The 22,042-nt window shown below is 72.5% G+C and carries 16 protein-coding genes; 6 read left to right on the top strand and 10 right to left on the bottom strand.

The window, feature by feature from the left end; genetic code table 11:
- The first annotated feature begins 272 nt into the window (after positions 1-272).
- Positions 273-1,181, top strand: coding sequence for a fibro-slime domain-containing protein (locus WMF24_RS36230; RefSeq protein ID WP_437732020.1), 909 nt, complete (start codon positions 273-275; stop codon positions 1,179-1,181).
- Between the two features lie 77 nt (positions 1,182-1,258).
- Here the strand turns inward: WMF24_RS36230 and WMF24_RS36225 are convergent, their stop codons facing one another.
- From WMF24_RS36225 to WMF24_RS36210, 4 genes are all read right to left on the bottom strand, one after another.
- The gene (locus tag WMF24_RS36225) at positions 1,259-2,656 is read right to left on the bottom strand and encodes an MFS transporter (RefSeq protein WP_437732019.1); all 1,398 of its coding nucleotides are present in this window, start codon (positions 2,654-2,656) and stop codon (positions 1,259-1,261) included.
- A 166-nt stretch (positions 2,657-2,822) separates the two neighbouring features.
- Positions 2,823-4,628 (bottom strand): fatty acyl-AMP ligase, encoded by a 1,806-nt coding sequence (locus tag WMF24_RS36220; protein WP_437732018.1) that lies wholly within the window; start codon positions 4,626-4,628, stop codon positions 2,823-2,825.
- Positions 4,625-4,891 carry an acyl carrier protein gene (locus WMF24_RS36215; RefSeq protein WP_437732017.1) on the bottom strand — a complete coding sequence of 89 codons (267 nt, stop codon included), beginning with the start codon at positions 4,889-4,891 and terminating at the stop codon, positions 4,625-4,627. Before WMF24_RS36215 ends, WMF24_RS36220 begins: the two co-directional genes overlap by 4 nt.
- A gap of 109 nt (positions 4,892-5,000) precedes the next feature.
- On the bottom strand, positions 5,001-6,017 hold the full coding sequence (locus tag WMF24_RS36210; protein ID WP_437732016.1) for a helical backbone metal receptor: 1,017 nt from the start codon (positions 6,015-6,017) through the stop codon (positions 5,001-5,003).
- 182 nt (positions 6,018-6,199) lie between these two features.
- On the opposite strand from WMF24_RS36210, the gene WMF24_RS36205 reads away from it, so the two are divergent.
- Entirely contained in the window at positions 6,200-7,525 is a 1,326-nt protein-coding gene (locus WMF24_RS36205; protein ID WP_437732015.1) for a serine/threonine-protein kinase, read from the top strand.
- A 111-nt stretch (positions 7,526-7,636) separates the two neighbouring features.
- Here WMF24_RS36205 and WMF24_RS36200 read toward each other — a convergent pair whose 3' ends face one another.
- The gene (locus WMF24_RS36200) at positions 7,637-8,242 is read right to left on the bottom strand and encodes a DUF2231 domain-containing protein (protein ID WP_437732014.1); all 606 of its coding nucleotides are present in this window, start codon (positions 8,240-8,242) and stop codon (positions 7,637-7,639) included.
- A gap of 517 nt (positions 8,243-8,759) precedes the next feature.
- On the opposite strand from WMF24_RS36200, the gene priA reads away from it, so the two are divergent.
- Positions 8,760-11,240 (top strand): replication restart helicase PriA, encoded by a 2,481-nt coding sequence (gene priA, locus WMF24_RS36195; RefSeq protein WP_437732013.1) that lies wholly within the window; start codon positions 8,760-8,762, stop codon positions 11,238-11,240.
- A 195-nt stretch (positions 11,241-11,435) separates the two neighbouring features.
- Here priA and WMF24_RS36190 read toward each other — a convergent pair whose 3' ends face one another.
- Complete coding sequence (locus WMF24_RS36190; RefSeq protein WP_437732012.1) at positions 11,436-12,011, bottom strand: hypothetical protein; 576 nt, start codon at positions 12,009-12,011, stop codon at positions 11,436-11,438.
- Between the two features lie 365 nt (positions 12,012-12,376).
- On the opposite strand from WMF24_RS36190, the gene WMF24_RS36185 reads away from it, so the two are divergent.
- Positions 12,377-12,826, top strand: coding sequence for a helix-turn-helix domain-containing protein (locus WMF24_RS36185; RefSeq protein WP_437732011.1), 450 nt, complete (start codon positions 12,377-12,379; stop codon positions 12,824-12,826).
- A 12-nt stretch (positions 12,827-12,838) separates the two neighbouring features.
- Here the strand turns inward: WMF24_RS36185 and WMF24_RS36180 are convergent, their stop codons facing one another.
- Positions 12,839-13,378 carry an RNA polymerase sigma factor gene (locus tag WMF24_RS36180; protein WP_437732010.1) on the bottom strand — a complete coding sequence of 180 codons (540 nt, stop codon included), beginning with the start codon at positions 13,376-13,378 and terminating at the stop codon, positions 12,839-12,841.
- Positions 13,379-13,839: 461 nt separating this feature from the next.
- On the opposite strand from WMF24_RS36180, the gene WMF24_RS36175 reads away from it, so the two are divergent.
- Both WMF24_RS36175 and WMF24_RS36170 read left to right on the top strand, forming a co-directional pair.
- Positions 13,840-14,850, top strand: coding sequence for a prephenate dehydratase (locus WMF24_RS36175; RefSeq protein ID WP_437732009.1), 1,011 nt, complete (start codon positions 13,840-13,842; stop codon positions 14,848-14,850).
- A gap of 397 nt (positions 14,851-15,247) precedes the next feature.
- Entirely contained in the window at positions 15,248-17,248 is a 2,001-nt protein-coding gene (locus WMF24_RS36170) for a hypothetical protein (protein WP_437732008.1), read from the top strand.
- Positions 17,249-17,465: 217 nt separating this feature from the next.
- Here the strand turns inward: WMF24_RS36170 and WMF24_RS36165 are convergent, their stop codons facing one another.
- The 3 genes from WMF24_RS36165 to WMF24_RS36155 all read right to left on the bottom strand — a co-directional run bounded on the left by WMF24_RS36165 (position 17,466) and on the right by WMF24_RS36155 (position 21,913).
- Positions 17,466-19,334 (bottom strand): bifunctional metallophosphatase/5'-nucleotidase, encoded by a 1,869-nt coding sequence (locus WMF24_RS36165; protein ID WP_437732007.1) that lies wholly within the window; start codon positions 19,332-19,334, stop codon positions 17,466-17,468.
- Positions 19,335-19,425: 91 nt separating this feature from the next.
- Positions 19,426-20,709 (bottom strand): diaminopimelate decarboxylase, encoded by a 1,284-nt coding sequence (locus WMF24_RS36160; RefSeq protein ID WP_437732006.1) that lies wholly within the window; start codon positions 20,707-20,709, stop codon positions 19,426-19,428.
- 229 nt (positions 20,710-20,938) lie between these two features.
- Positions 20,939-21,913 carry a protocatechuate 3,4-dioxygenase gene (locus WMF24_RS36155; protein WP_437732005.1) on the bottom strand — a complete coding sequence of 325 codons (975 nt, stop codon included), beginning with the start codon at positions 21,911-21,913 and terminating at the stop codon, positions 20,939-20,941.
- Between the last annotated feature and the right edge of the window lie 129 nt (positions 21,914-22,042).

Genomic DNA, 22,042 nt, shown 5'->3' with positions numbered 1-22,042 from the left:
CCCTCGCGACGCTACCACACGCGCCGCCCGGCGCCGCGCGCGGCCGCCTCGCCCCGCGGCGTCTGCGCTCCGCGACTCCGGCCAGCGATGTCCCCGAGGACCGCACGCCTCCCGGGGCCCATGGCCCCTCGATCCTGGCAGATCGTTCCGGCGTTCGTCCCGCTGAGCCCACGGAGCAGGGCGGCACGCGGGCGCGAGTCGACCCGATATGCTAGATACCGCCACTCACCATGTGCCGTGTTATGCCATTGCCGGAGCAGGAGACGATCTCGATGAACATGGCTGTGCCGACGGCATCCTTTCTCCAGGGCTTTGCGCCATCGCTGGCCATCCTCCTCTCGGCGGCCTCGGCGCTCGCGCTCGCCGGGTGTACCGCCACCCCCGAGTTCATCGGCAGAACGAGCGACTCCGCCGGGCTGGGCGGCGATGCCTCCGGAGCGGGCGGCGGCTCCTCCGGGACCGGCATCGGCGGCGACATCGCGCCCGCCGGCGGCGGAGCGGCCCAGGGGGCGTCGTCCTCCTCGGGCGGCGGGAACGACGGCTGCGCGCCGCGGCTCGAAGGGGTGGTGCGCGACTTCAAGGCGTACGGCACGCCCGGAGGGCACCCGGATTTCGAGCGCTTCGCGGGCACGGGCCTGGAGGGCATCGTCGAGCCCGTGCTCGGCCCCGACCAGAAGCCGGTGTACGCCCATGAGGGCGCCACGGAGTACACGTCCGGGCCCGAGTACTTCGATCAATGGTTCCGGGACGTCCTCGGGGTCAACCGCTCGGTCCGGTACTTCGTCCCCCTCGACGTGAGCGATGGCGTGTTTCGTCTCTTCCGCAGCAAGGAGTTCTTCCCCATCGACGGCCAGGGCTGGGGCAACCAGGGCTGGGACCACAACTACGGGTTCACGTTCGAGCTCCACATGCGCTTCAGGTACAGGGGCGAGGACGACTTCATCTTCGGTGGCGACGACGACATCTGGGTGTTCATCAACAACCAGCTGGTGATGGATCTGGGCGGGGTCCACGGATCGATGTTCGACACCATCGATCTCGACGAGATGGCCGAGGAGCTCGGCCTCGAGCTCGGGAAGGACTACCCGCTCGACATCTTCTTTGCGGAGCGCCGCAGCGGCGGATCGAGCTTCATGATCTCGACGCTCCTGTACACGAACTGCGATCCCATCATCCTGTAGCGGCAGAGCGGCGCGGCCTCGGTCCTGCTCGCCGCGACGGGCTCGCCTCCACCCCGTGCGCCGGCGAGGCCGCCGCGTCAGTGCGCCGCCGTGTGCCGCTGCGGCCTCGCGTTCCACACGCGCGTCGCCAGCGCGAAGCCGACGAGGGCGACCGGGAGCATGGCGACGGGCCAGGCGATCCAGTTGCCCGGGTCCCTCGCCGCGTCGCCGGAGGGCAGGATGCTCCCGTAGAGGAACGACTGGGCTGCCGTTCCCAGGTAGACGAAGCCGTCGATGATGCCCGTCGCGACGCCGGCGTTCCTCTTGCCGCCAAAGTCCATGCTCGCGGTCCCGGAGAGCATGCCGTGGACGCCGATCACGCAGAGGGACATGAACACGACGGTCCACCCCGCGATGGGGAGGCTCAGCGTGAAGGTGACGATCGCCGCGCCGATCACGAGCCCTGCGTACAGCACCGACGCCACCGGTCCGCGGCGCGACTCGAAGACGTGATCGGAGATGAAGCCGGCGAAGACGCCGCCGAGGATGCCGGCGATGCAGAGGAGCACGCCCCAGTGCGCCGACACGAAGCCCTCGAGCCCGGTCTTGGCCGCGAAGATGAGGTACCACTTCATCACCGCGTTGCGCAGGAACCCGCTGCAGAACTCGATGGCGACGATGATCCAGATGACCTTTTGCGAGAACATGCGCCGCGCGACCGCGACGGGGCCGAGCGGCTCGCCCGTGTCGCCCGACGAGGCGTCGGCCGTGTCGAAGTCCTTGAACCCCGCCTGGCCCGGCGTGTCGCGGATGAGGAAGAAGTCGAGCGCCACGAACCCGACGAGCAGCAGGGCGGGGACGTGGAAGACCCACGGCATGGGCAGGACCTTGGCGATGAACCGGCTCCAGTCGTAGGCGAAGTAGAGCCCCAGCGAGATCAGGATCCCGAAGACGCCGCCGAGCATCCCGCGCTCGCGGACGTGGAACCACGGCGCGTTCACCTTGACGATGGATACGGCGCCGAAGCTCTGGAAGTACATGTTGCCCGCGAAGAGCACCGTCATCGCGGTGACGGCCGTGTCGTGCCCGAGCTGCCCGTCCTGAGCGAGTCGGACGGCCCCGCCCATGAGCGCGTTCATGACCGCGGACCCGCCTGCAGCGAGGAGGATGGTGGTGCGTCCGCCCCATCGGTCGGTGAGCGGCCCGTTCAGCAGGAAGGCGATCCCGTAGACGGCCGAGCCCCATCCGTCGATGTTCCCGAACTCCTGCTTGCTGACGAGGCCCATCGCGTCGAGCGCCGACGCGTTGGCGGAGAAGTTGTAACGCCCCATGTAGAGGAAGGCGTAGGTGAGCCCGAGCGGAAACCAGTTGAAGAACCGCCGTCGCCGGAATTCCGCCGAGTGTCCGAGGTCGATCTTCGGCAGCCGCCGCGTGACGACCGCGATGGCCGCGAGCAGCAGGAGGATCGGCAGGAGCTGATTGAGCCAGGCAGGCATGGGTCGCCCTCCGGCCGCGGACGATAACGGCCCCCCGCACGAGCGGCTACGCCTTCACGCGCACCCCTGCCCGCCCGCCCGCTTCACCGGCGGCGCGTGCGTCAACGCATCGGCCGCGCGACGCCCTGCGATCGAGACCCCCCCCGAGGACCGCCCCCGCCCCGGTTCACCCCCCGCGCCCGCGGAAGATGGCGTGGCGGAAGTAGTTGATCTGGCTCTTGGCGAACTCCTTGGCCGCGTCCAGCCGGTCCCCGTCCCGCGACGAGCTGCGGATGAGGAGCTCCCCGTTCTCGTAGAGCTCCCGCGTCTTGCTCCGCTGGAGCTTCCCGCTCGACGTCTTCGGCAGCACGCCCATCCCGACCGCCACCACGTCGTCGACCGTGAGCCCCATGGCCTGCTGCACCACGCGGCGCACCTCGCCCTTCAGCCCCTGCCTCTCCTGCTCGTCCGTCGCCGCCGTCTCGAAGGCGATCACCACCCGCTCGCGGTCGTTGTGCGGCTTCATCGTCCCGAACGCGATGACGTTGCCCTTGCGCACCCCGGCGACGCGGCTCGCCTCCCACTCGAGGTCCTGCGGGTAGTAGTTGCGCCCGTTGACGATGATGACCTCCTTCGAGCGCCCGCAGATATAGACCTTGCCCTCCGCGAGGTACCCGAGGTCCCCCGTCCGCAGCCACCCGCCCGCGAACGCCTCCGTCGTCATGTCCGGATCGTTGAAGTAGCCGGCCATCACGCTCGGGCCCCGCAGCCTGAGCTCCCCGACCTCGCGATCGCCGAGCGGCCGCGCGCTCTCCGCGTCGTCCGACGCGAACACCGCGATCTCGTGCCCCTCGAACGCCGACCCGCACTGCACGAGCGCCGACGCCCCTTCGCTCTCGGCCGGCACGGGCACGGCCTTGCCCTCCTTCCAGAGCGTCTCGCCGTCGACCGAGTCCGTCTGCAGCCCGGTCCCGAGCGCGCTGAACGACACCGCCAGCGTGCTCTCGGCCATCCCGTACGAGCAGACGAACGCCTTCTCGTCGAACCCGACCGACGCGAACTTCTCCGCGAACGCGCGCAGGTTGTCCGCCCGGATCGGCTCGGCGCCGCAGCCCGCCACCCGCCACGTCGACAGGTCGAGCCCCGCCATGTCCTGCTCCCGGATCCGCTTCACGCAGAGCGCATAAGCGAAGTTCGGGCCGAACGACACGTTGCCCCGGTGGCGCGTGATCGTCTCCAGCCAGCGCACCGGCCGCTTCAGGAACAGGAGCGGCGGCAGGAACGTGACCGTGTTGACGTAATAGAGCGGCGCGATCACGAAGCCGATGAGCCCCATGTCGTGGTAGAGCGGCAGCCACGACACGCCGGTGTCCACCGACTCGCGCACCCCGAGGCCGAGCTCCACGATCGCCCGCACGTTCGCCGCCAGGTTCGCGTGCGTGAGCACCACGCCCTTCGGGCGCGACGTCGAGCCGCTCGTGAACTGGAGGAAGCACACGTCGTCGAGCTCGACCTTCACCGGCCTGAGCTCCTCGCGGGAGCCCCGGATGCCCTCCACCGCCACGATCTGCTGGAGCTCCGGCGCCTGCGCCTGGATCGTGCCGAGCATGCGCTTGATCTCGGCGCTCGTGAGCAGCACCTTGGCGCCGCTCTTCGCGACGATGTGCAGGGTGTTCTCGAGGTAGCCGGTCAGCTTGCCGAGGCCGGTCGGCGGGTAGATGGGCACCGGGATGACGCCCGCGCGGATCGCGCCCAGGAAGGCGAAGATGAAGTCGGCGTTGTCCGGCAGGATCAACGCGACGCGATCGCCCTTCTGGAGCCCGAGCGCCTGGAGCGCGCCGCCGAGGCGGGCGCTCGCCCGCTCGATGCCGCCGTGGGTGAAGAACGGCTCGTTCTCGCTCGACTCCTCGATGAAGCGATAGCCCGTCTTGGTGCTCGCCGCTGCGTCCTCGATCGCCTGTGCGACCGTCCGCGCTTTCCAAACAGCCGTCATCCCGAGAGCCTTCCTTCGTTCTTGAGCCGGAGCTCGATGGCCTTGACGACGTCGGCGACCGTGTCGACCTCGCGCAACATCTCGTCGGGGATCGAGAGGTCGAACTTGTCCTCCATGTCCGCGACGATCTCCATCACCCCCAGCGAGTCGAGGCTGAGGTCGGCGACCAGATGGCTCGACTCCTCGATCTTCACCTCGCCGGCCGTGTGTCCTTCCAGGAGCTGGATGATCTCTGCTCGCAACGTCTCCCGTGTCCACGTCATCGTACCGTCCTACCCCAACTGCGGCGTGGCGAGGAGGGGGCTTGCTGCGGCGGCGATGCGCTCGATCGCTGCGCCGCCGCGCGCCCCCTGAACAGGCGATCGCGCTGCGTCAGGGACGGGCGGCGTCGATGATCTCGCGCAGCCGATTGAGCCCCTCGAGCGCCCGCGCCCCGTACCACATGAGGTCCTTCCCATCGCACCGGATCACGTGGCCGCGGCGGGCGGCGGGAATATCGAGGGAGCGAAATATTGCCGCGTCGGCGTCGGTGAAGGCGTGCGGCTCGTCGGGCAGGAGCACGATGTCCGGGGCGCGGGCGATCACCTCGTCGAGGGTCACGCGGGGGTAGCGGAGGTCGCGGCCCTGGACGCGCTCGGGCGGGAGCGGCGCCGCCTTGCCCAGGTCGGCCGCGAGCGGGTAGCGCCGGGGCCGATCACCGAAGACGTTCTGCGCGCCGACGAGGTCGAGCATGTCGGAGATGAACGTGTCGCCGTGCACGGTCATCAGCGGATCCATCCAGATCGGGACGAAGACGCGGACCGGCGGGCGCTCGCGGCGCCGCGCCTCGGCCGCGGCGTGGGCGCGGTAGGCGGTCGCGATGAGCTCGCGCGCGGCGGCGGACGCGGCGGGCGACGGCGGCGCGGCCGGGGCGCCGGCCTCTGCCTTCAGGGTCGCGTCGGGGGCGGCGGGGCGCGGGGGCGCCGCGGAGTGGCCGAGCAGGCGCGCCAGCCGGGCGAGGTGCGCCACGCCGTCGGCGACGCGCCTCGGGAACGAGACGAGCACCCGGAGGCCCGCCGCGTCCAGGCGCTCGATGTCGCGCTGGCTGTTCTCCTCCTGGTTGGCGACGACGGCGTCGGGCTCGAGCGCGACGATGCGGTCGACGTCGGCGTCCTTCGTGCCGCCGACGGCCTCGATGCGCTCGACGTCCTCGGCGGGCGCGACGCAGTAGCGCGTGCGGCCGACGAGGCGATCCCTGGCCCCGAGCCGGACCAGCGAGTAGGTGTCGCTCGGGACGAGCGAGACGATCCGCTGCGGCGGGGCGCGCCACTCGTGCTTGCGACCCCGGTCGTCGACGATGCGGATGAACGACCCGGCAAAGGCCGGTCCCCAGCCCACGCTGAACGTCATGCGCCGGATGTAGCCCGTCGCCGCGCGCGCTGCACGCGGTCGGCGCGTGCGCTCCCGTCCGCGCGGCCCCCGGCGCGCCCGGGCCCCCGTCGATCGGGGCGCACGCGGCCGGCGCCGCTCGGGCCGGGGGGTCGGGCAGCCGCTTAGTTGGCCCGTCCGGGCCAGGTCTGCGAGGAGGGCTCGTGCAGATCGATCGCCTCGATGTGCGTCGCGCGGGCACGCTCCCGTACCCGCCTTCCGGCCTGCCGCCGCTCGACGTCGGCCCCGTGCGCGAGGAGCCCGCCCCCCACCGCGCGGCGCGCGGGCCGCGGGTCGGGCGGCTGCTGCCGTGCCGACTCGGCCGCTACACCCTCTTCGACCACATCGGCCAGGGGGGGATGGCCGACCTCTACCTGGCGCGGGTGCGCACCGACCTCGGCGCGGCGCGCCTCGTCGCCATCAAGGAGGTCGCCCCCAGGTTCGCGCACGACCCGCGCTTCGTGGAGATGCTCGCGAGCGAGGCCCGGCTCGCCGCGGGGCTGCGGCACGCGTCCATCGTGCAGGTCGAGGACCTCGGCCGCGAGGACGGCGCGCTGTTCATCGCGATGGAATACGTCGAGGGCTTCGACCTGCGCGAGCTGCTCCGCCGCTGCGCGCGCCAGAAGGTGAAGCTCCCTGTCGCGTTCTCGCTGCTGATCGTCGTCGAGGCGCTCCAGGCGCTCGCCTACGCCCACCGCAACGGCGTCGTGCACCGCGACGTCTCGCCGTCGAACGTGCTGCTGAGCTTCGAGGGCGAGATCAAGCTCTGCGACTTCGGCATCGCCCGCGCGCACGAGCGCGGCGGGGGGGCGCTGGACGAGGCGCTGCAGGGCAAGGCCGGCTACATGAGCCCCGAGCAGGCCCGCGGCGAGCCGCTCGACGCGCGCTCCGACCTCTTCGCGACGGGCATCCTGCTCTGGGAGCTGCTCTCCGGCCGGCGGATGTACAGCCCCGGGGCGTCGCTCTCGAAGGAGGAGGCGCGCGGCGAGCTCCTCGAGCTCGCCCGGCGCGCGGCGATCCCGCCGCTCGTCGAGCGCGGGCTCCCGGAGGAGGCGACGCTCCACGCCATCGTGGCGCGGGCGCTCGCCGTGTCGCCCGACGATCGCTACCCGAGCGCGGCGGCGATGCTGCGGGACGTGACGGGTTACGCGGCGGCCGCCGAGCTGACGGCGAGCCCGCTGCGCTTCGGCGCGTGGCTGCGCGACAACTTCGGCACCGAGATGGTCGCCGCCCGCCGCGCGCGCGAGCGCGCCGTGCGGGCGCTGGAGCTCGGCCCGCCCGCGGTGCTCGAACCGGTCGCGACAGCCGCCGCCACGCCGGCGGCGATGGCGGCGGCCGCGCCGCTGGAGAGGGCGGCGGCGCCGACGGCGGCGGCGCCGATGCGGAGTCCGCCGCCGCAGCGCACGCTCGTGCCGCTGCTCCTCCACAGCGCGCTGCTGCTCGTGCTCGTCGCGCTCTGCATCGCCGGCTGCTACTTCGTGGCGCGGTAGCCCTTCCAGGCCGCCGGGAGGGCCAGGAGCCCTCTCTCCCTGTCTCCTGGCGCCCTGGCGGTCTCTCTCTCCTCGTTCGCCCGCCTTACGCCCGCCGCGCCGACCATTCCCTCACGCGGGCTCGGCGATCGGCGCCTCCGGCACCGGGACCTGCGTCTCCGGCTTTCGCTCGCACGCGTCGTTGCTGACGCCCACGCCGTAGCGGTAGATGAGCTCCCCGCCGAGCCAGCCGCTCGCGCCGGCGAGGCCGAAGCCCGCGGTCGAGAGCGCGATCCCGACGGGTCGCAGCCCGATCGCCCGCGAGGCGAGCGAGGCCCCGTACAGGCCCGCGATCGCCATGTTCATCGCGCCGTGGACGAAGCCGACCCGCTTCGCCGGGCCGAGCGTCGTGCTCCAGTCGGCGAGCCCGGCGACCGCCGCCACGACCGCCCCTGCGAGGCCGATCGCGGCCGTCGCGTCCGCCCCCCGGTGGAGCTTGCGCCCGCGGCGCCCGCGTCCGACGCCGGCGAGGTCGAGCACCAGCGCGCAGGACCAGGCGCCGATGGGGACGGTCACCAGCACCGGGTGCAGCGGGTGCCCGAGGAACTTCCCGTGGAGCACCTTGGCGACCGTGGGCGCTCTCCTCAGGGCGGACTGGATGCCGCGCTGCAGCGGGTCGGCGATCCGGTCGATCCAGTCCTGCGCTTCGATGCCCCCCAAGACTGCGGTTCCGCTCATGTTCCCTCCTCAGAAGCGCGTGCCTGTTGCGCGCATTCACAGCTCCTTGCGCCCGCGCCGCCGACGTCCAGCGGGTGAACCCCTCATCACGCGAGCCCTCGGCGGCCCGCGCGGTCGCCTCGGGCGTTCCCAGCGCAAGGTCCCCGGCGCCCCACGGCACGCCTGAACAGGGCGGCGCACCTCGCTTTGCAGGCGTGGGATGCTGAAATTTCAGATTCGAAATCAGGGACGTAGCATCTGAAGTGAAATACGTTCGGATCGCGAACATCCCGGATGGCACGGACGGTGCTCTATGTCCGGACAGCGCTGCCGGCGCGGCCTTCCCCCCCCCGAGGCCCCGGCGGCGCTTTTTTTTGCCTCGTCTTCTCGGCGAGCGCCCAGGGAGCTCTGGCGATCTCCCGGGGCGCTCTGGCGAGCTCGCTGCGAGGCGCGCCGGCGCGCGCCGTGCGTTCCTCGTCCCGCGCGGCGTTCTCTGGTATCTCGCCCGTGCCGCGCAGCGCGCGGCCCTCCCGGAGCGATGCCCCTCCTCGCCGACGTCGCGGTGCCCGTCCCGCTCTCGCAGGCCTTCACCTACGAGGTCCCCGCCGCGCTCGCCGCCGAGGTGCGGCCCGGGGCGCGGGTGCTCTGCGAATTTCACAGGCGCAAGCTGCTCGGCGTCGTGCTCGCCGTGAGCGAGCGCAGCACGGCCATCGATCCGTCCAGGATCAAGCCGCTCGCGGCGCTCGTCGACGCGCGCCCGGCGCTGCCGGCCGAGCTGCTCTCGTTCCTGCAAGTGCTCGCCGCCTACTACTTCGCGCCGATCGGCGAGGTCCTCCGGCTGGCGCTGCCGGCGATCGAGCGCGACCAGGTGCGCGCGCTGAAGGCCCAGGGCGAGCTCGACGGCGTCCTCGACCTCGGCCGCGCCCGGCAGGTCGGCGGCCGCAAGGTCGCTTACGCGCGGGCGACGGACGCGATCGAGGAGCCCGGCACGCTCCGCGGGCAGGCCGCCGCGCTGCTCGCGCTGCTCCGCGCGAACGGCGAGCAGCCGGTCGCGCGGCTCGAGGAGCGCCACGGCAACGCGCGAAGCGCCCTGAAGAAGCTCGCCGAGCGGGGGCTCGTCGCGCTCGAGGAGCGCGAGCCGCCGCGCGACCCGTTCTTCCGCCTCGCCGAGGCGCGCGACGTGCCCCCGGAGCTCAACGCCGCGCAGGCCGAGGCCGCCGCGCGCATCGACGCGGCGCTCGCGGCCGCGGCCGCGCCCGGGCAAGCGGCCGCGCCCGAGGGAGGCGAGCCGCGCGCCGGCGCCCCGCACGAGCCGCGGCACGCCGGGCCGAGCGCGTTCCTCCTGTTCGGCGTGACCGGCTCCGGCAAGACGGAGGTGTACCTGCGCGCCATCAAGAGCTGCCTCGACCGGGGCCGCGGCGCCCTCGTGATGGTGCCGGAGATCGCCCTCACCCCGCAGCTCGTCGCGCGCTTCCGCGCCCGCTTCGGCGACGAGCTCGCCGTGCTGCACAGCGCCCTCAGCGACGCCGACCGCCACGCGATGTGGTCGAGCCTGCACGGCGGCAAGGTGCGCGTCGCCATCGGGGCGCGCTCCGCCCTGTTCGCGCCGGTGCCGGACCTCGGCCTCATCCTCGTCGACGAGGAGCACGACGGCTCGTTCAAGCAGGAGGAGGGCGTGCGCTACCACGCGCGCGACATGGCGCTGCTGCGCGCCCACCGCGCCGGGGCCGTGTGCGTGCTCGGCTCCGCGACGCCCTCGATCGAGTCGGTCGCGCTGGTGCGCCGCGGCAAGCTCACCGAGCTGCGCCTGCCGGACCGCGCGCACCGCGAGGCGAGCCTCCCCGAGGTCACGCTCGTCGATCTCCGCCGCTTCGGCGCCGGCCCCTCGGGCGACCCGCTGATCTCCTTGCCGCTGCACCGCGCGCTCGAGAAGACGCTCGCCGCGAAGGAGCAGGCGATCCTGTTCCTGAACCGCCGCGGCTTCGCGCCGAGCGTCGTCTGCGGCTCGTGCGGGACGCTGACGACGTGCGAGGCCTGCTCGGTCGCGCTGACGTACCACCGCGGCCGGCGCCGCGACGCGCCCGCGGGCGCCGCGGGCCCCGTGGGCGACGCGGGCCCCGCGGGCGCGCCGGGCGCGCCGCCCCCGCCGGCCGGCGCGCCCGCGGCGGGGCTGCTCGAGGAGCGGCCGCAGGGCGGGCGGCTGCGCTGCCATTACTGCGACTACGCGGGGCCGCTGCCGGAGCGCTGCGGGGCGTGCGGCTCGCGGACGCTCTTGCTGGAGGGCCTCGGCACCGAGCGGCTCGAGGCCACGATCGCCGCGTCGTTCCCCGAGGCGCGCGTGGCGCGGCTCGACCGCGACGTCGCGGGCAAGGACCGGTCGCAGGCGATCCTCGCGCGGATGCGCGAGGGCAAGATCGACATCCTCGTCGGCACGCAGATGGTCACGAAGGGCCACGACCTGCCCAACGTGACGCTCGTGGGCGTGGTGAACGCCGACGCCGCGCTGGGGCTGCCCGACTTCCGGGCGGCCGAGCGCGGCTTCCAGCTCCTCGTCCAGGTGGCGGGGCGCGCGGGCCGGCGCGATCGGCCCGGCCGGGTGCTCATCCAGACGCGCAACCCCGAGCACCCGGCGATCGCGTTCGCCGCGGCGCACAACGTGCCAGGCTTCCTCGAGCGGGAGATCCGTGATCGCGAGGAGGTGGGCTATCCGCCGGCGACGCGCCTCGCGCTGCTCCGGATCGACGCGGTCGACGAGAGCGTGGGCCGCGGCGCCGCGGCGAAGCTCGCGGCCCACGCGCGCACCTGTCCGGAGGGGCTCGCGCGGCGCGTCGAGGTGCTCGGGCCGTCGGCGGCGCCGATCGCCCGCCTGCGCGGGCGGTACCGGTTCCGGGTGCTCCTCCGGGCGCGCGAGCGCGGCCCGCTCCGGGTGACGCTCGCGTCGCTGGCCGGGCTCATGCGGGACGGCCTCGACCGCAATGCGCGGGTGATCATCGACGTGGATCCCGTGGCGATGCTGTGACGCGCGCCGCACGTGCGCGCGGGCGCCGTCCTGGCGCGGCGCGCGCCCTCCGCGCGGGCGCCGTCCTGGCGCGGCGCGCGCCCTCCGCGCGGGCGCCGTCCTGGCGCGGCGCGCGCCCTCCGCGCGGGCGCCGTCCTGGCACGGCGCGCGCCCTCCGCGCGCCCGCTTCGTGGCGAACCGCGGGCGCGCGGCGCGCTACCCGGGCGGGGCGAGCGGCGCGAGCTCGCCGCGCGCTGCGGTCGAGATCCGCTCGAACTCCGCGCCGAGCCAGTCGAGGAACGCCGCGTCCCACGCCGGCCCTCCCGGCAGGCCGGCGACGGCCTCGGCGATCTCGCGGTCCCAGCGCCCGTAAACGTCGCGGAGGAGGGCGTGCGCCTGCCGGCTCTCGGCGGAGGCCGGGTCGACCTGGCCGTCCACGCGCTCGGCGAAGGCGTCCTCGCAGAGGAAGTAGTTGCACGTCGCCGCCCGCCGCTCGGCGGGGACGGTGCAGCCGCGCGGGCCGTGATACACGCACTTCGAGCGCCGCGGCGCCGTGCGCTCCTCCCGCTTCCGCACGCGCCGGAGCTCGAGCCCGCGGCTCACGGGGAGCAGGTTGCCGGCGGCGATCTGCTCGAGCAGCCAGCCGCGACCGCCGAGGGAGACGATGCGACCGATGTCCGTCCAGTCGAGCTCGGGCGGGCTGACGCAGCAGCCCGCGGGACCTTGCGGACACTGGGCGCACAGGGTCGAGTGGAGCCGGGTGTGCTCTCCAGAGAGCTCCAGACGGATCATCGATGCCCTTGTCGTGGCTCGCGGGGTCGAGACATGCCGTCGAGACAGCACACGTCCTGGTTCATGACTCGCCAGGAATGACAAAAGCGTTGCGCTGTTGCAAGGGTGCAAACTGAACGCGGCGCAGACGCAACCAGACGCAACCAGACGCAACCCGACGCAACCCGACGCAAGCCGCCGGAACCCGACGCAACCCGGCGCAACCGAGAACTCGCACTCCCGGGCGCTCGTGGAGGAGCTGAATCAGTTATAGTAAGTAACGCGCGCCGGTGTGCGCGCGCGCCTGCGCGGCGCCGCGCGACGTCGAGAGCGAGGTGCGATCGTCCTTTTCTGGCCGCGGCGGGAGTTGATAGGCTGCGCCGGTCATGGGCGATACGCTTCCCAAGGAGGTCGGTCGGGCCATTCGCGTGCTCCGGCTGCTGCACGGGCTCAGCTACGCCGAATTCGCCGAGAAGGCGCGCCTCTCCGCGACGTACCTCCGGCAGGTCGAGCGCGGCGAGCGCGACCTCGGGCTCGGCGCGCTGGCGCTCATCGCCCAGGGGCTCAACTGCGATGCTCGACTCCTCCTCCCCGGCGACGGGAGGAGCCCGGTCTCCGCGGTCGTCGCCGATCGCTTCGATCGCGCGCCCGAGGCGCTCCAGGAGGCGCTCCTCTTCCTGCTGATCGAGCCGGACGACTCGCCGAAGAAGCAGGCCATCCTCGCGCTCATCAACGATGATCCGGACCGCGGGCGGCCGCGCTCCCGCCCGCGGCCGGACGAGCGCGGGTCGCGGGGCGGGCCGCCCTCGTCGTCCAGCCGGCGCCCCGGGCGGTGATCCGCGGGGCGCTCACGGGCGCGCGGACAGCAGGAGGAGCGGCGCCGCGCTCGGCGCCGTCCGGGCGCCGTTCCGGACCTCGGTCCCGTCCATCGACGCGATCCGCTGCGCGACGAGGAGCTGAAAGGCGCTGAGCGCCCGCGTCCGCCGCTTGTAGGCCGTCGAGAGCGGGATTCCCGACTGGCTCGCGAAGTCGGCCATCGGGATGCCCTCGATGTCGTGGGCCATGAGGACCGCGCCGAGCTCGCCGTCGATCTCCCGCAGGACAGAGAGCGCGAGCAGACGATCGCACTCCGAGATCATCTGCTCCTCTGCTGATGGCTCCTCGAGCTCCGCGTCGAAGTCGTCCGGCAGCGGCTCTTCCACCCGGCGCCGCGCGCGCTCCGCGTAGTGGGACGCCGTGTGGACCGCGATCCTGTTCAGCCAGCGGTCAGGCGGCCCCCGCGCCGGGTCGTAGTTCCCGAAGCTCTCGTGCGCCGCGAGCATCACGTTCTGAGCGACGTCCCGGCGATCCCGGCGCGGCACCCCCAGCAGGCGCAACCAGCGACGCACGAGCACGATCGTTTTCTTGTTGAAGATCCGCCAAAAAGCCTTTTCCCTGTCGTTCGGCGGCTGTGCACCGTCGCTCCCATGCCCCGTGCCCGGCATCGCGTAACGATCGTTATCACAAGAAACGAAACTTGCAAAACGTGGCCGAAGCGATCCCAGGCAGAATTTCGCGTTTTGAGTGAGATGATGTAGGCAAAGGTGGGTGCTGCTGGCGGCATCCCTGTCGGCGCGTTTTACGCGCTTGAAGGCTGAATCGTGGGAGAATGCGCCGTTTGACGATGGTGCTGGCGATGTAACGATCGTTCCCCGTCGGGTCCGGTCCTGTTCGGTCCGGTTCCAGTCGAGGTCGCGGGCGCCTCGCGCGGGCCCGTGCGCGGCGCTCCGGGGCCGGGCGCGCTGGCGCGGATGCGGCCGCTTTCCTCGCTGGACGCCAGGGCATCGCGTCGGTAGACAGGCGGCGCTCGATGCACACGTCATCTCAGAGCGGCGCGGGGGAGTCCGCGGCAGCAGGCGGCGCGGGGGAGTCCGCGGCAGCAGGCGGCGCGGGGGAGTCCGCGGCAGCAGGCGGCGCGGGGGAGTCCGCGGCAGCAGGCGGCGCGGGGGAGTCCGCGGCAGCAGGCGGCGCGGAGGGGCCCGTCGCGCCGCGCCAGCAGGTCGCCTACTTCGGGCGGCCCGGGACGTTCAGCCACGAGGTCGCGTCCCGGCGGTTCGGGCAGAGCGCGGAGCTCGCGCCACGGCGCACCATCTCGGAGGTGTTCGACGCCGTGGCCGGCGGCGCGGCGGCCTACGGCGTCGTGCCGATCGAGAACGCGGTGGGCGGCCCGATCTACGACACCGTGGACCAGCTCATCCGCCGCGAGGGCACGGGCGCCGCGCTTGTCGTGTGCGAGGAGCTCTCGCTCCACGTCACGCTGTCGCTCCTCGGCAGGAAGGGCGTGACGCCGAAGCGCATCTATTCGCACTTCGTCCCGCTCAAGCACTGCGGCGACTGGCTTCGCGCGAACTACCCTGGCGCGCAGATCCTCGAGGCGGAGAGCACCGCCGAGGCCGTCGAGCGCGCGGCGCAGGACGGCGAGGCGTGGGCGATCGGCAACAAGGGCGCGGCGGCGATCTACAAGCTCGAGGTCCTCGTGCCGAAGCTCGGGGTGAAGGGCGAGAACATCACGCGCTTCTTCATCGTCGGCAGGACCGAGGAGCCGCCGCCGTCGGGCGGCCGGACGCTGCTCCTGTTCGGGCTGGACCACCGCCCGGGCGCCCTTGTCGCGGCGCTGTCCGCGCTCGGCAGACACCATATCAACCTCACGCGCATCGTCTCGCGCGCGCTGCCGGACAGCCCGGAGGAGTACCTCTTCCTCGTCGAGTGCGAGGGCAGCACCAGGGAGCCTGCCTTCCAGGAGGCGCTCGCGCTGCTCCAGCAGCACGCGACGGGCGTGCGCTCGCTCGGCTCGTTCCGCGTCAGCCAGAAGTACGAGTAGGGGCCGCGCGCGCCTCCCTCCCGCGCGCTCTTCCTCACCCCGCGCGCGGTTCCCCCGATTCGCTTTCACAGGCGAGCTCCCTTCACACACGACCGCGCGATGACAGCGAGTTCATCGCGGTGGGCGAGGGCCAATCACTCGCCGGGTGGGCGCCCCTACAGGGCGTGTGGAGCAAACGTGGTTGAGAAGGTGGAAATATGATCGCGCGGGGTGGCCTGCGTGACCCTCTGTTCCTTTTTCGATCGCCAATCGCACGTCGCCTGTGACTAGAACGCTCGCTGCGTGCGGTCTCGCACCCCTCGACAGGCAAGGTGACATGGATCGACGATGGCGATGGCTCTTCGTGTTTGTGCCGGCGCTCATGGGCCCTCTGGAAGGGTGTGATGAGGGCCCAGGGATGGCGGGGATCCCGGTCGACAGCACCATGCTCAGCGGCGGGGCGGGCCCGAAGGTCAAGCCGCTCGGGGCGAGCTGCAGCTGCGATGCGGACTGCGACGGCGAGGGGGCCCTCTGCATGCTCGGCATCTGCATGCAGCGCGCGGAGGGGCCGTGTGCGGCGCCGAACAGCGAGGAGGGCTGTGCGCCCGGATCTCGCTGCTTCAACACGGATATCCTGACGGACACGGGGGTGTGTTATCCCGTCTACGATCCCGCGACCTGCGAGGGCGTGGAGAGCCGTCATGGCCTGTGCTCTCCGCGGCGCGGCGGCGGGTGCAACCCGGCGTGCGGCGTGGCGTGCGCGGAGGACACGGTGGGCGCCGGGGACATCGGCGCGGCCTGCGACGCGGCGGAGGACTGCTCGCTGCCCGGCGCGACCTGCCACACCGACGCGAGCGCGACGGAGCCGAACGGCTGGGTCGACGGCTATTGCCTCGCGTTCGACTGCGACAGCGACGACCAGTGCGGCCCGGAGGCGGGCTGCTTCCCCGCGGGCGCGGACGGCGCGTCCGTGTGCATGAACACCTGCGGCAGCGATCTCGACTGCCGGCCTGGTTACGTGTGCCACCTCGTCGACGGCGCGAGCGGGCCCGCCTGCTACGCCGGCTGCGACGCCGCCGCGACCTGCCCGCACGGCACGACCTGCCTCGGGGAGATGTGCGTGTCGGACGAGGTCGCGTGCTCGCCGGACGTCCCCTCCGGGTGGTGTCCTGAGGGCGAGGCGTGCGACGACGGCGTGTGCCGCAACGAGGCGTTCGCGTGCGAGGCCGAGGGCGACCCGCTCGAGCCCAACGATGATCCTGGCGCCTCGGTGAGCGCGCCCGCGGGCGTCACGGAGGAGCTCACCCTGTGCGACGGGGACGAGGACTGGTTCAGGATCGTCGTGCCGGAGGGGACGATCGTCCGCGTGGGCATCGAGCTCCGCCACGCCGCCGGGGACATCGATCTGGTGGCCTATGACGCCGAGGGCCGCCTCGTCGGCTCGCGCTACGGCGCGCAGTACCCGTACTCGTACCGCGATCAGGAGACGAACACCGAGGCGTACGGGTTCTACTCCGAGCGCGGCGGGGCCGAGTATCTCGTGCGGGTCGTCGGCCACGAGGGCGGGCAGAACGCCTACCGGCTGAGCGTGACCTCGTATCCTTACGTCGACGGCTCGAGCTGCGTGGGCGCCGGCTTCTCCTTCGACGAGTGCGCCGGCTTCGGCGAGGGCGGCAGCGGGCTCTTGCCGTTCCCGTTCCCCGACCCGGCCGATTCGGTGGTCGGCGGCGGTTATGTCTGGGAGACCTTCAGCAACTACCGCTTTGCGCGGCGCGAGCTCATCATGCTCGTCCGCGACGCGCTCGCGGCGACGCTGCGGGCGTTCCCTGGCACGACGCCGCTCTCGCTGATCGACGTCTGCCAGATCGACGGCGTGACGCCCGGCTACGACATCGGCGACCCGCGGCACCCCGCGTCGACGCACGATCAGGGCGGCAACATCGACATCGCATATTTCCAGACGGACGGCTCGAACGACGGCGTGATCATCTGCGGAGACGGCTCGAAGCACGAGGACGGGTACTGTTCCTCGGCGGCGAAGCGGAACCACATCGTCGATCTCGAGCGCCAGGCGTTCTTCATGGCCAGGCTGTTCCGCTCGCCCCGCACGCGCGTCATCGGCGTGGACAAGATCATCGCGCCGTTCCTCTCGAAGACCGCGGCGAGGCTGAACGCGCTGCCGGCCCGGGATCCGCGGCGGATCACCGACGCCGAGCTCGCGAGCTTCTCGGACCGGATGGCGTACGGCTCGGGTTGGCCGTATCACCACCACCACATCCACCTCAGCATGGACTGGTGGCCCAGGAGCGCCGCGGCCGAGGCCGGCCCCGCGGCCGCGTCGTTCGCGCCATCTCCCGCCATTCACCGCTCGCCCGCGCTCGCGACGGAGCAGCGGATGGCGTGGCCTCCGCGGCCGTAGCGTGGTGAAGCGGTGAGCGACCAGAAATAGAGAGAAGAGAAAACCACAGAGGGCACAGAGGCACAGAGGAAGAGAGAGAAAAGAGTACTGATTTATATACTCTTCTCTCTCTGTCTCTCTTCCTCTGTGCCCTCTGTGCCTCTGTGGTTCAAATTCTCTTCTCCTCGCGCCGCGTACGTCGATGCGCGTCGCGCTCCCCGGCGCGGCCGTGCGCCGCTCAGGGCACGGCCGTGATCCGGTCGAGCGGGGGAGGGGAGACGGGCGAGCTCGCCGCGAAGTAGTCCCGGAGGGCGTCGAGATCGAGCGCGCCGCCGAGGCGATCGGCGCCGTCGTTGAGCACGGTGAAGCCGTCGCCGCCTGACGCCAGGAAGCTGTTCACCGTCACGCGGTACGTGCGCGCCGGCTCGATCGGGACGCCGCTCATCCGGATCGACGCGATGTCGACCTTCGAGCCGACGGGCGCGCTCTGGCTGTAGGTGTAGGTGAAGCCGTCCGAGACCTGGAGGATCACGCTCCGCGGCGCGCCCATCGCGTCGACCCGGAACTGCTGCTCCAGCAGCGTGTCGATCTGCGCTCCCGTCAACGTCATCACGACAAGGCTGTTGCCGAACGGCTGCACCGAGAACGCCTCGCCGTACGTCACCACCCCATCCAGGGGCTCGGTCGCCGAGGCCGCATAGGCCAGGTCGGCGCGGACGCCGCCCGGGTTCATGAACGCCACGTCGGCCCCGCCGGTGCGCGCGTCGCGCGTCGCGGCGAGCTGGCTGTCGGCGATGACGGCGCCCAGCGTGAACAGACCCGAGCCCGTGGGCGGGACCGCGCGATCGAGCGTCGCGGTGATCGTGCCGATCTGCACGCCGGCCAGCGGCGCCGCGAGGTCCCTGTAGCGCGTCACCAGGGCATCCACCGCGTCGTGGGGGTCCTCGCGCGTCACGATGACGTTGTTCGCCGTCTTCGCCGTCACCTCGCCCGTGCTCCGGCTGATCTCCAGATCGATGTCGGTGACGAGCCGGCCGAACGACGCCGCGCTCGTCACGATCGTCTCGCCGAGGATGCAGTTGTACGCCTGGTGCGTGTGCCCGCTGACGATGACGTCCACGGCGGGGTCGACGTTCGTGGCGATCTCGACGAGGGGGCCGGAGAGGCCCGGGCACTCGTTGTAGTGGCCGGTGGGGAGCCCTCCCTCGTGGAGCACCACCACGATCGCCTCGATGCCCTGCGCCTGGAGCTCCGGGACGATGTCGTTCACCGTGTCGACCTCGTCCATGAACGACAGCCCCGCGACGCCGATGGGCGTCACGATGGACGGCGTGTCCTCGAGCGTCATGCCGATGAAGGCGATCTTCACGCCGTCGAACTCGCGGACGTCGTAGCGCGGGAAGAGCGTCCTGCCGCTCGTCGTGTCCACGACGACGTTGGCGGCGAGGAACTGGAAGCTCGCGCCCGCGAAGAAGGTGCCGTCCGCGCAGCCGTCGACCGGGCTGCACCCGCCGTACTGCATGCGGAGCAGCTCCGCGGTGCCCTTGTCGAACTCGTGGTTTCCGACGCCGTTGATGTCGAGGCCGAGGAGGTTCATGGCCTCGATCGTGGGCTCGTCGTGGAAGAGCGCCGACACGAGCGGGCTCGCGCCGATGAGATCTCCGGCCGAGACCACCACGGTGTTCGGGTTCGTGGCGCGGAGCGCGGCGACGCGCGACGCGAAGTGCGCAACGCCGCCCGCGTCCACCTGCGTCGCGTCGGGCAGGATGATCCTGCCGCTGCTGCCGGCCGGGGGCTCCAGATTGCCGTGGAAGTCGTTGAAGGCGAGGATCTGCACGCTCACGGTGTCGCTGCCGCCGTCGCCGCCCGCGCCGCCCGCGCCGCCTGAGCCGCCTGAGCCACCCTGTCCGCCGGTGCCCGTGCCGGTGGCGCCCGAGCCGGTGCCGGCGATTCCGCCGCTCCCCCCGGTCCCCTCGATGGGGCTCGCGCCGTCGTCGCCGCAGCCCGCGGCGGCGACCGGCGGCACGAACAGCGCGGCGCCGACCAGCGTCGCCCGCCACGCCCGCGCGCTCCGCCCCAGGACCCCGGATGCTCCCGTCGACCTCATCGCTGCTCCTCCGCTCCGCTGCGCTCGTCGTTCCACGCTCTCACATGCTGGGCTCTCGCGGAAACAGCCGCGTGAACGCCCCGCAGCGGCCTCATGGCTGGCCGCGGCCGCGGCTCCAGAACGCCACCACGTCCTCGGGCCGCTCCCGCTCTCGCAGGACGCGGACGTCGCCGCCGTCGACCCCGAGCACCGCGGGGATGCCGCGGCTGCAGTGGCGGGACCACATGCTCAGCGTGTAAGCCCCGGTGTCGCGGATCAGCACGAGATCCCCGGGCGACAGGTCCGGCAGCGGGAGGTCGCGCGCCAGCACGTCGCCGCCGAAGCACAGCGGGCCGCCGAGGGTGCACGGCGAGAGCGGCCCCTCCTTCGGCGCGGCGCCCGGATCGAGCGCCACGAAGTCGTGGTGCCAGTCGTCCGGGTGATAGGCGCGGCGCAGCAAGAAGTCGGCCCCGAGGTGCAGGATCGCGGTGCGCCCGGCCGAGTCCTTCTTCACGTACTCCACGCGCGAGACGGCGAAGCCGCAGCCCGCCTGGACCCAGCGCCCGAGCTCGGTGATGAGCGCGCTCCCCTCCTCGAACAGCGTCGGCACCTCGCGGCGCAGCGCGGCCGCGTAGTCCTCGAGCAGCGGCGGCCGGTCGGTGCTCCGGTATGCGACCGGCAGCCCGCCGCCGATATCCATCGTGCCGGCGGCGCCCGGCCCCAGCGCGCGGCGGATCTCCTGGCGCAGCGCCTCGACGCGGCGGATCCCGTCGACGAGCTGCGAGAGCGCGCACCCCTGCGAGCCGACGTGCACGTGCAGGCCGGCGAGCCACCGGTACCGCGCGAAGGCGGCGCGCACGGCGTCGGCCTGCTCGAGCGGGACCCCGAACCTGGAGCGCCGATCCGCGACGCTGGTGAGGGCGATGCGCGAAGCGCCGACCTGAGGGTTGATCCGCAACCCGATGCGGCCGCCCGCCTCCTCGCCCCGTACGAGCCCGTCGATGCGCTCGAGCTCGTCGAGGTTGTCGGCGTTGATCCGCACGCCCAGGCGGAGGGCCTCCGCGATGTCGTCACGCGTCTTCGCGGGGGAGTCGTAGACGATGCGTCCGGCAGGGCACCCGGCTGCCGCCGCGAGCTTCACCTCCTCGAGCGACGCCGCTTCGAGCCCCGCGCCGCAGTCGACCGCCGCGCGGAGGACCTCCACGAGCGGATTCGCCTTGATCGCGACGGCGTGGAGGGCGCCCGGCGGGAACGCCGCGCTGATCCGCCCGATGCGCGCCCGCATGCGCCCGAGGTCGTGGAACAGGACCGCAGGCTCCACATCCATCCCGCGGCGCCGCGCCTCGCGGAACGCGCGCGCCATGCTCGCCGGCTCCAGCCGATCCGTGTCGCTCATCGACCCTCCCTACCGCAGTCTGGCGTGCCGGAGGCGGATTGTCCGCCCCGCGCGGCACCCCGCGTCGCCGCGCGCGGTGCGGCGAACAGGAGGGTTGCCTTGTTTCCAGGATGTCACGCGATCTTCGGCAGGCCGGCCCGGTGCTTCCTGGGCAGAGCGATGGAGAGCCCGGGTCGGCCTCGGGGGGTGGTGGCGCACGGCCCCGTGCACCGCCGGCAGGCCCGCCCGCTCAGGCGCGGTTGCCAACCACGATGTCGAGAATACCGGTGACGAGCCCGGGGGTGTGCTTCATCTTCGGCATGGCCGGGCTGCCCTGCGGCGGGTTCAGGCTGGACGTCGGGATGTTCGTCGCGCGAGCCCTGTACGCCGCCTCCGACTGGTACACCCGCCGGCTGAACTCGGCATCGAAGTAGAGCTCCGTGGTGATCAGCCGGGTCGTCTCGCCGTTGATGCGAGCGACAAGGTGGACGTGGACGGGGCGCCCCGCGTACCACCCGGGCCAGACGGACGTGAAGCCCACGATCCCGTTCCTGTCGGTGAGCTGGACGCCGCGGCAGAAGCGCTCGAGGCTCTCCGGCGTGCGCGCGAGCGCCCTCGTGTACGGCGTGGAAGGATCCTGCTCGTTGAAGCCGCTGTAGCGGCCGTCCGCGTCGCAGTGCCAGATGTACACCTCCGCGTCGGGGATCGGCTCGTGGTGGTTCCGGCCGTCGAGCAGGCGGAGATAGAGCCGGAACTCGCAGCCGGGGCGACCGTCGCGGAGATCGCTGCGGAACAGGTTGATGTCGTTCGGGATCTCGCTGTCGTCGATGAAGAACGGCGCCTCGACGTCGGTGGTGGTCAGGTCGCAGCTCGCGCCCTCCTCGAAGATCGAGGGGTCTATCGCGTCGGCACACCAAGCCCCCGAGCCGCCGACGCCCGCGCCGCCCGCGCCGCCCGCGCCGCCCGCGCCGCCGACGCCGGCGCCCCCCGCGCCGGCGCCGCCCGCGCCGCCAACGCCGTCCGCGCCGCCGCCCCCGGTGCGCGCGCTGCTGGTGCTCGCGTCGCTGGAGGGCGCACCGCCCGTGCCGGCGACTCGGCCGCCGGTGGCTCGGCCCCAGGGCCCCTCGTCGCGCGACACGATCACGGGCGCGGAGATGGCGAGCGCTCCGAGCCTGAGGAGGCCCTGCCACCGGTCGACGACCTCACCACGCAGCTCACGAGTCACGGTATCTTTCTTGGCACGCATACGACAGTCTCCTCGGGTGGGTCGGTGACCTGCTAGGGAGCGCTGGTGGGGATCGGCGTCCCGTGTTCAAGGACGTCCCTCGTGCGGAAGAGCGTTCGGGGATGAGCT

Source organism: Sorangium sp. So ce1335, assembly GCF_051521615.1.
In the GTDB taxonomy this organism is placed as follows: Bacteria; Myxococcota_A; Polyangia; order Polyangiales; family Polyangiaceae; genus Sorangium.
The sequence above is the reverse complement of the archived record's forward strand: the minus strand, read 5'-3'. Positions and strand labels throughout refer to the sequence as shown.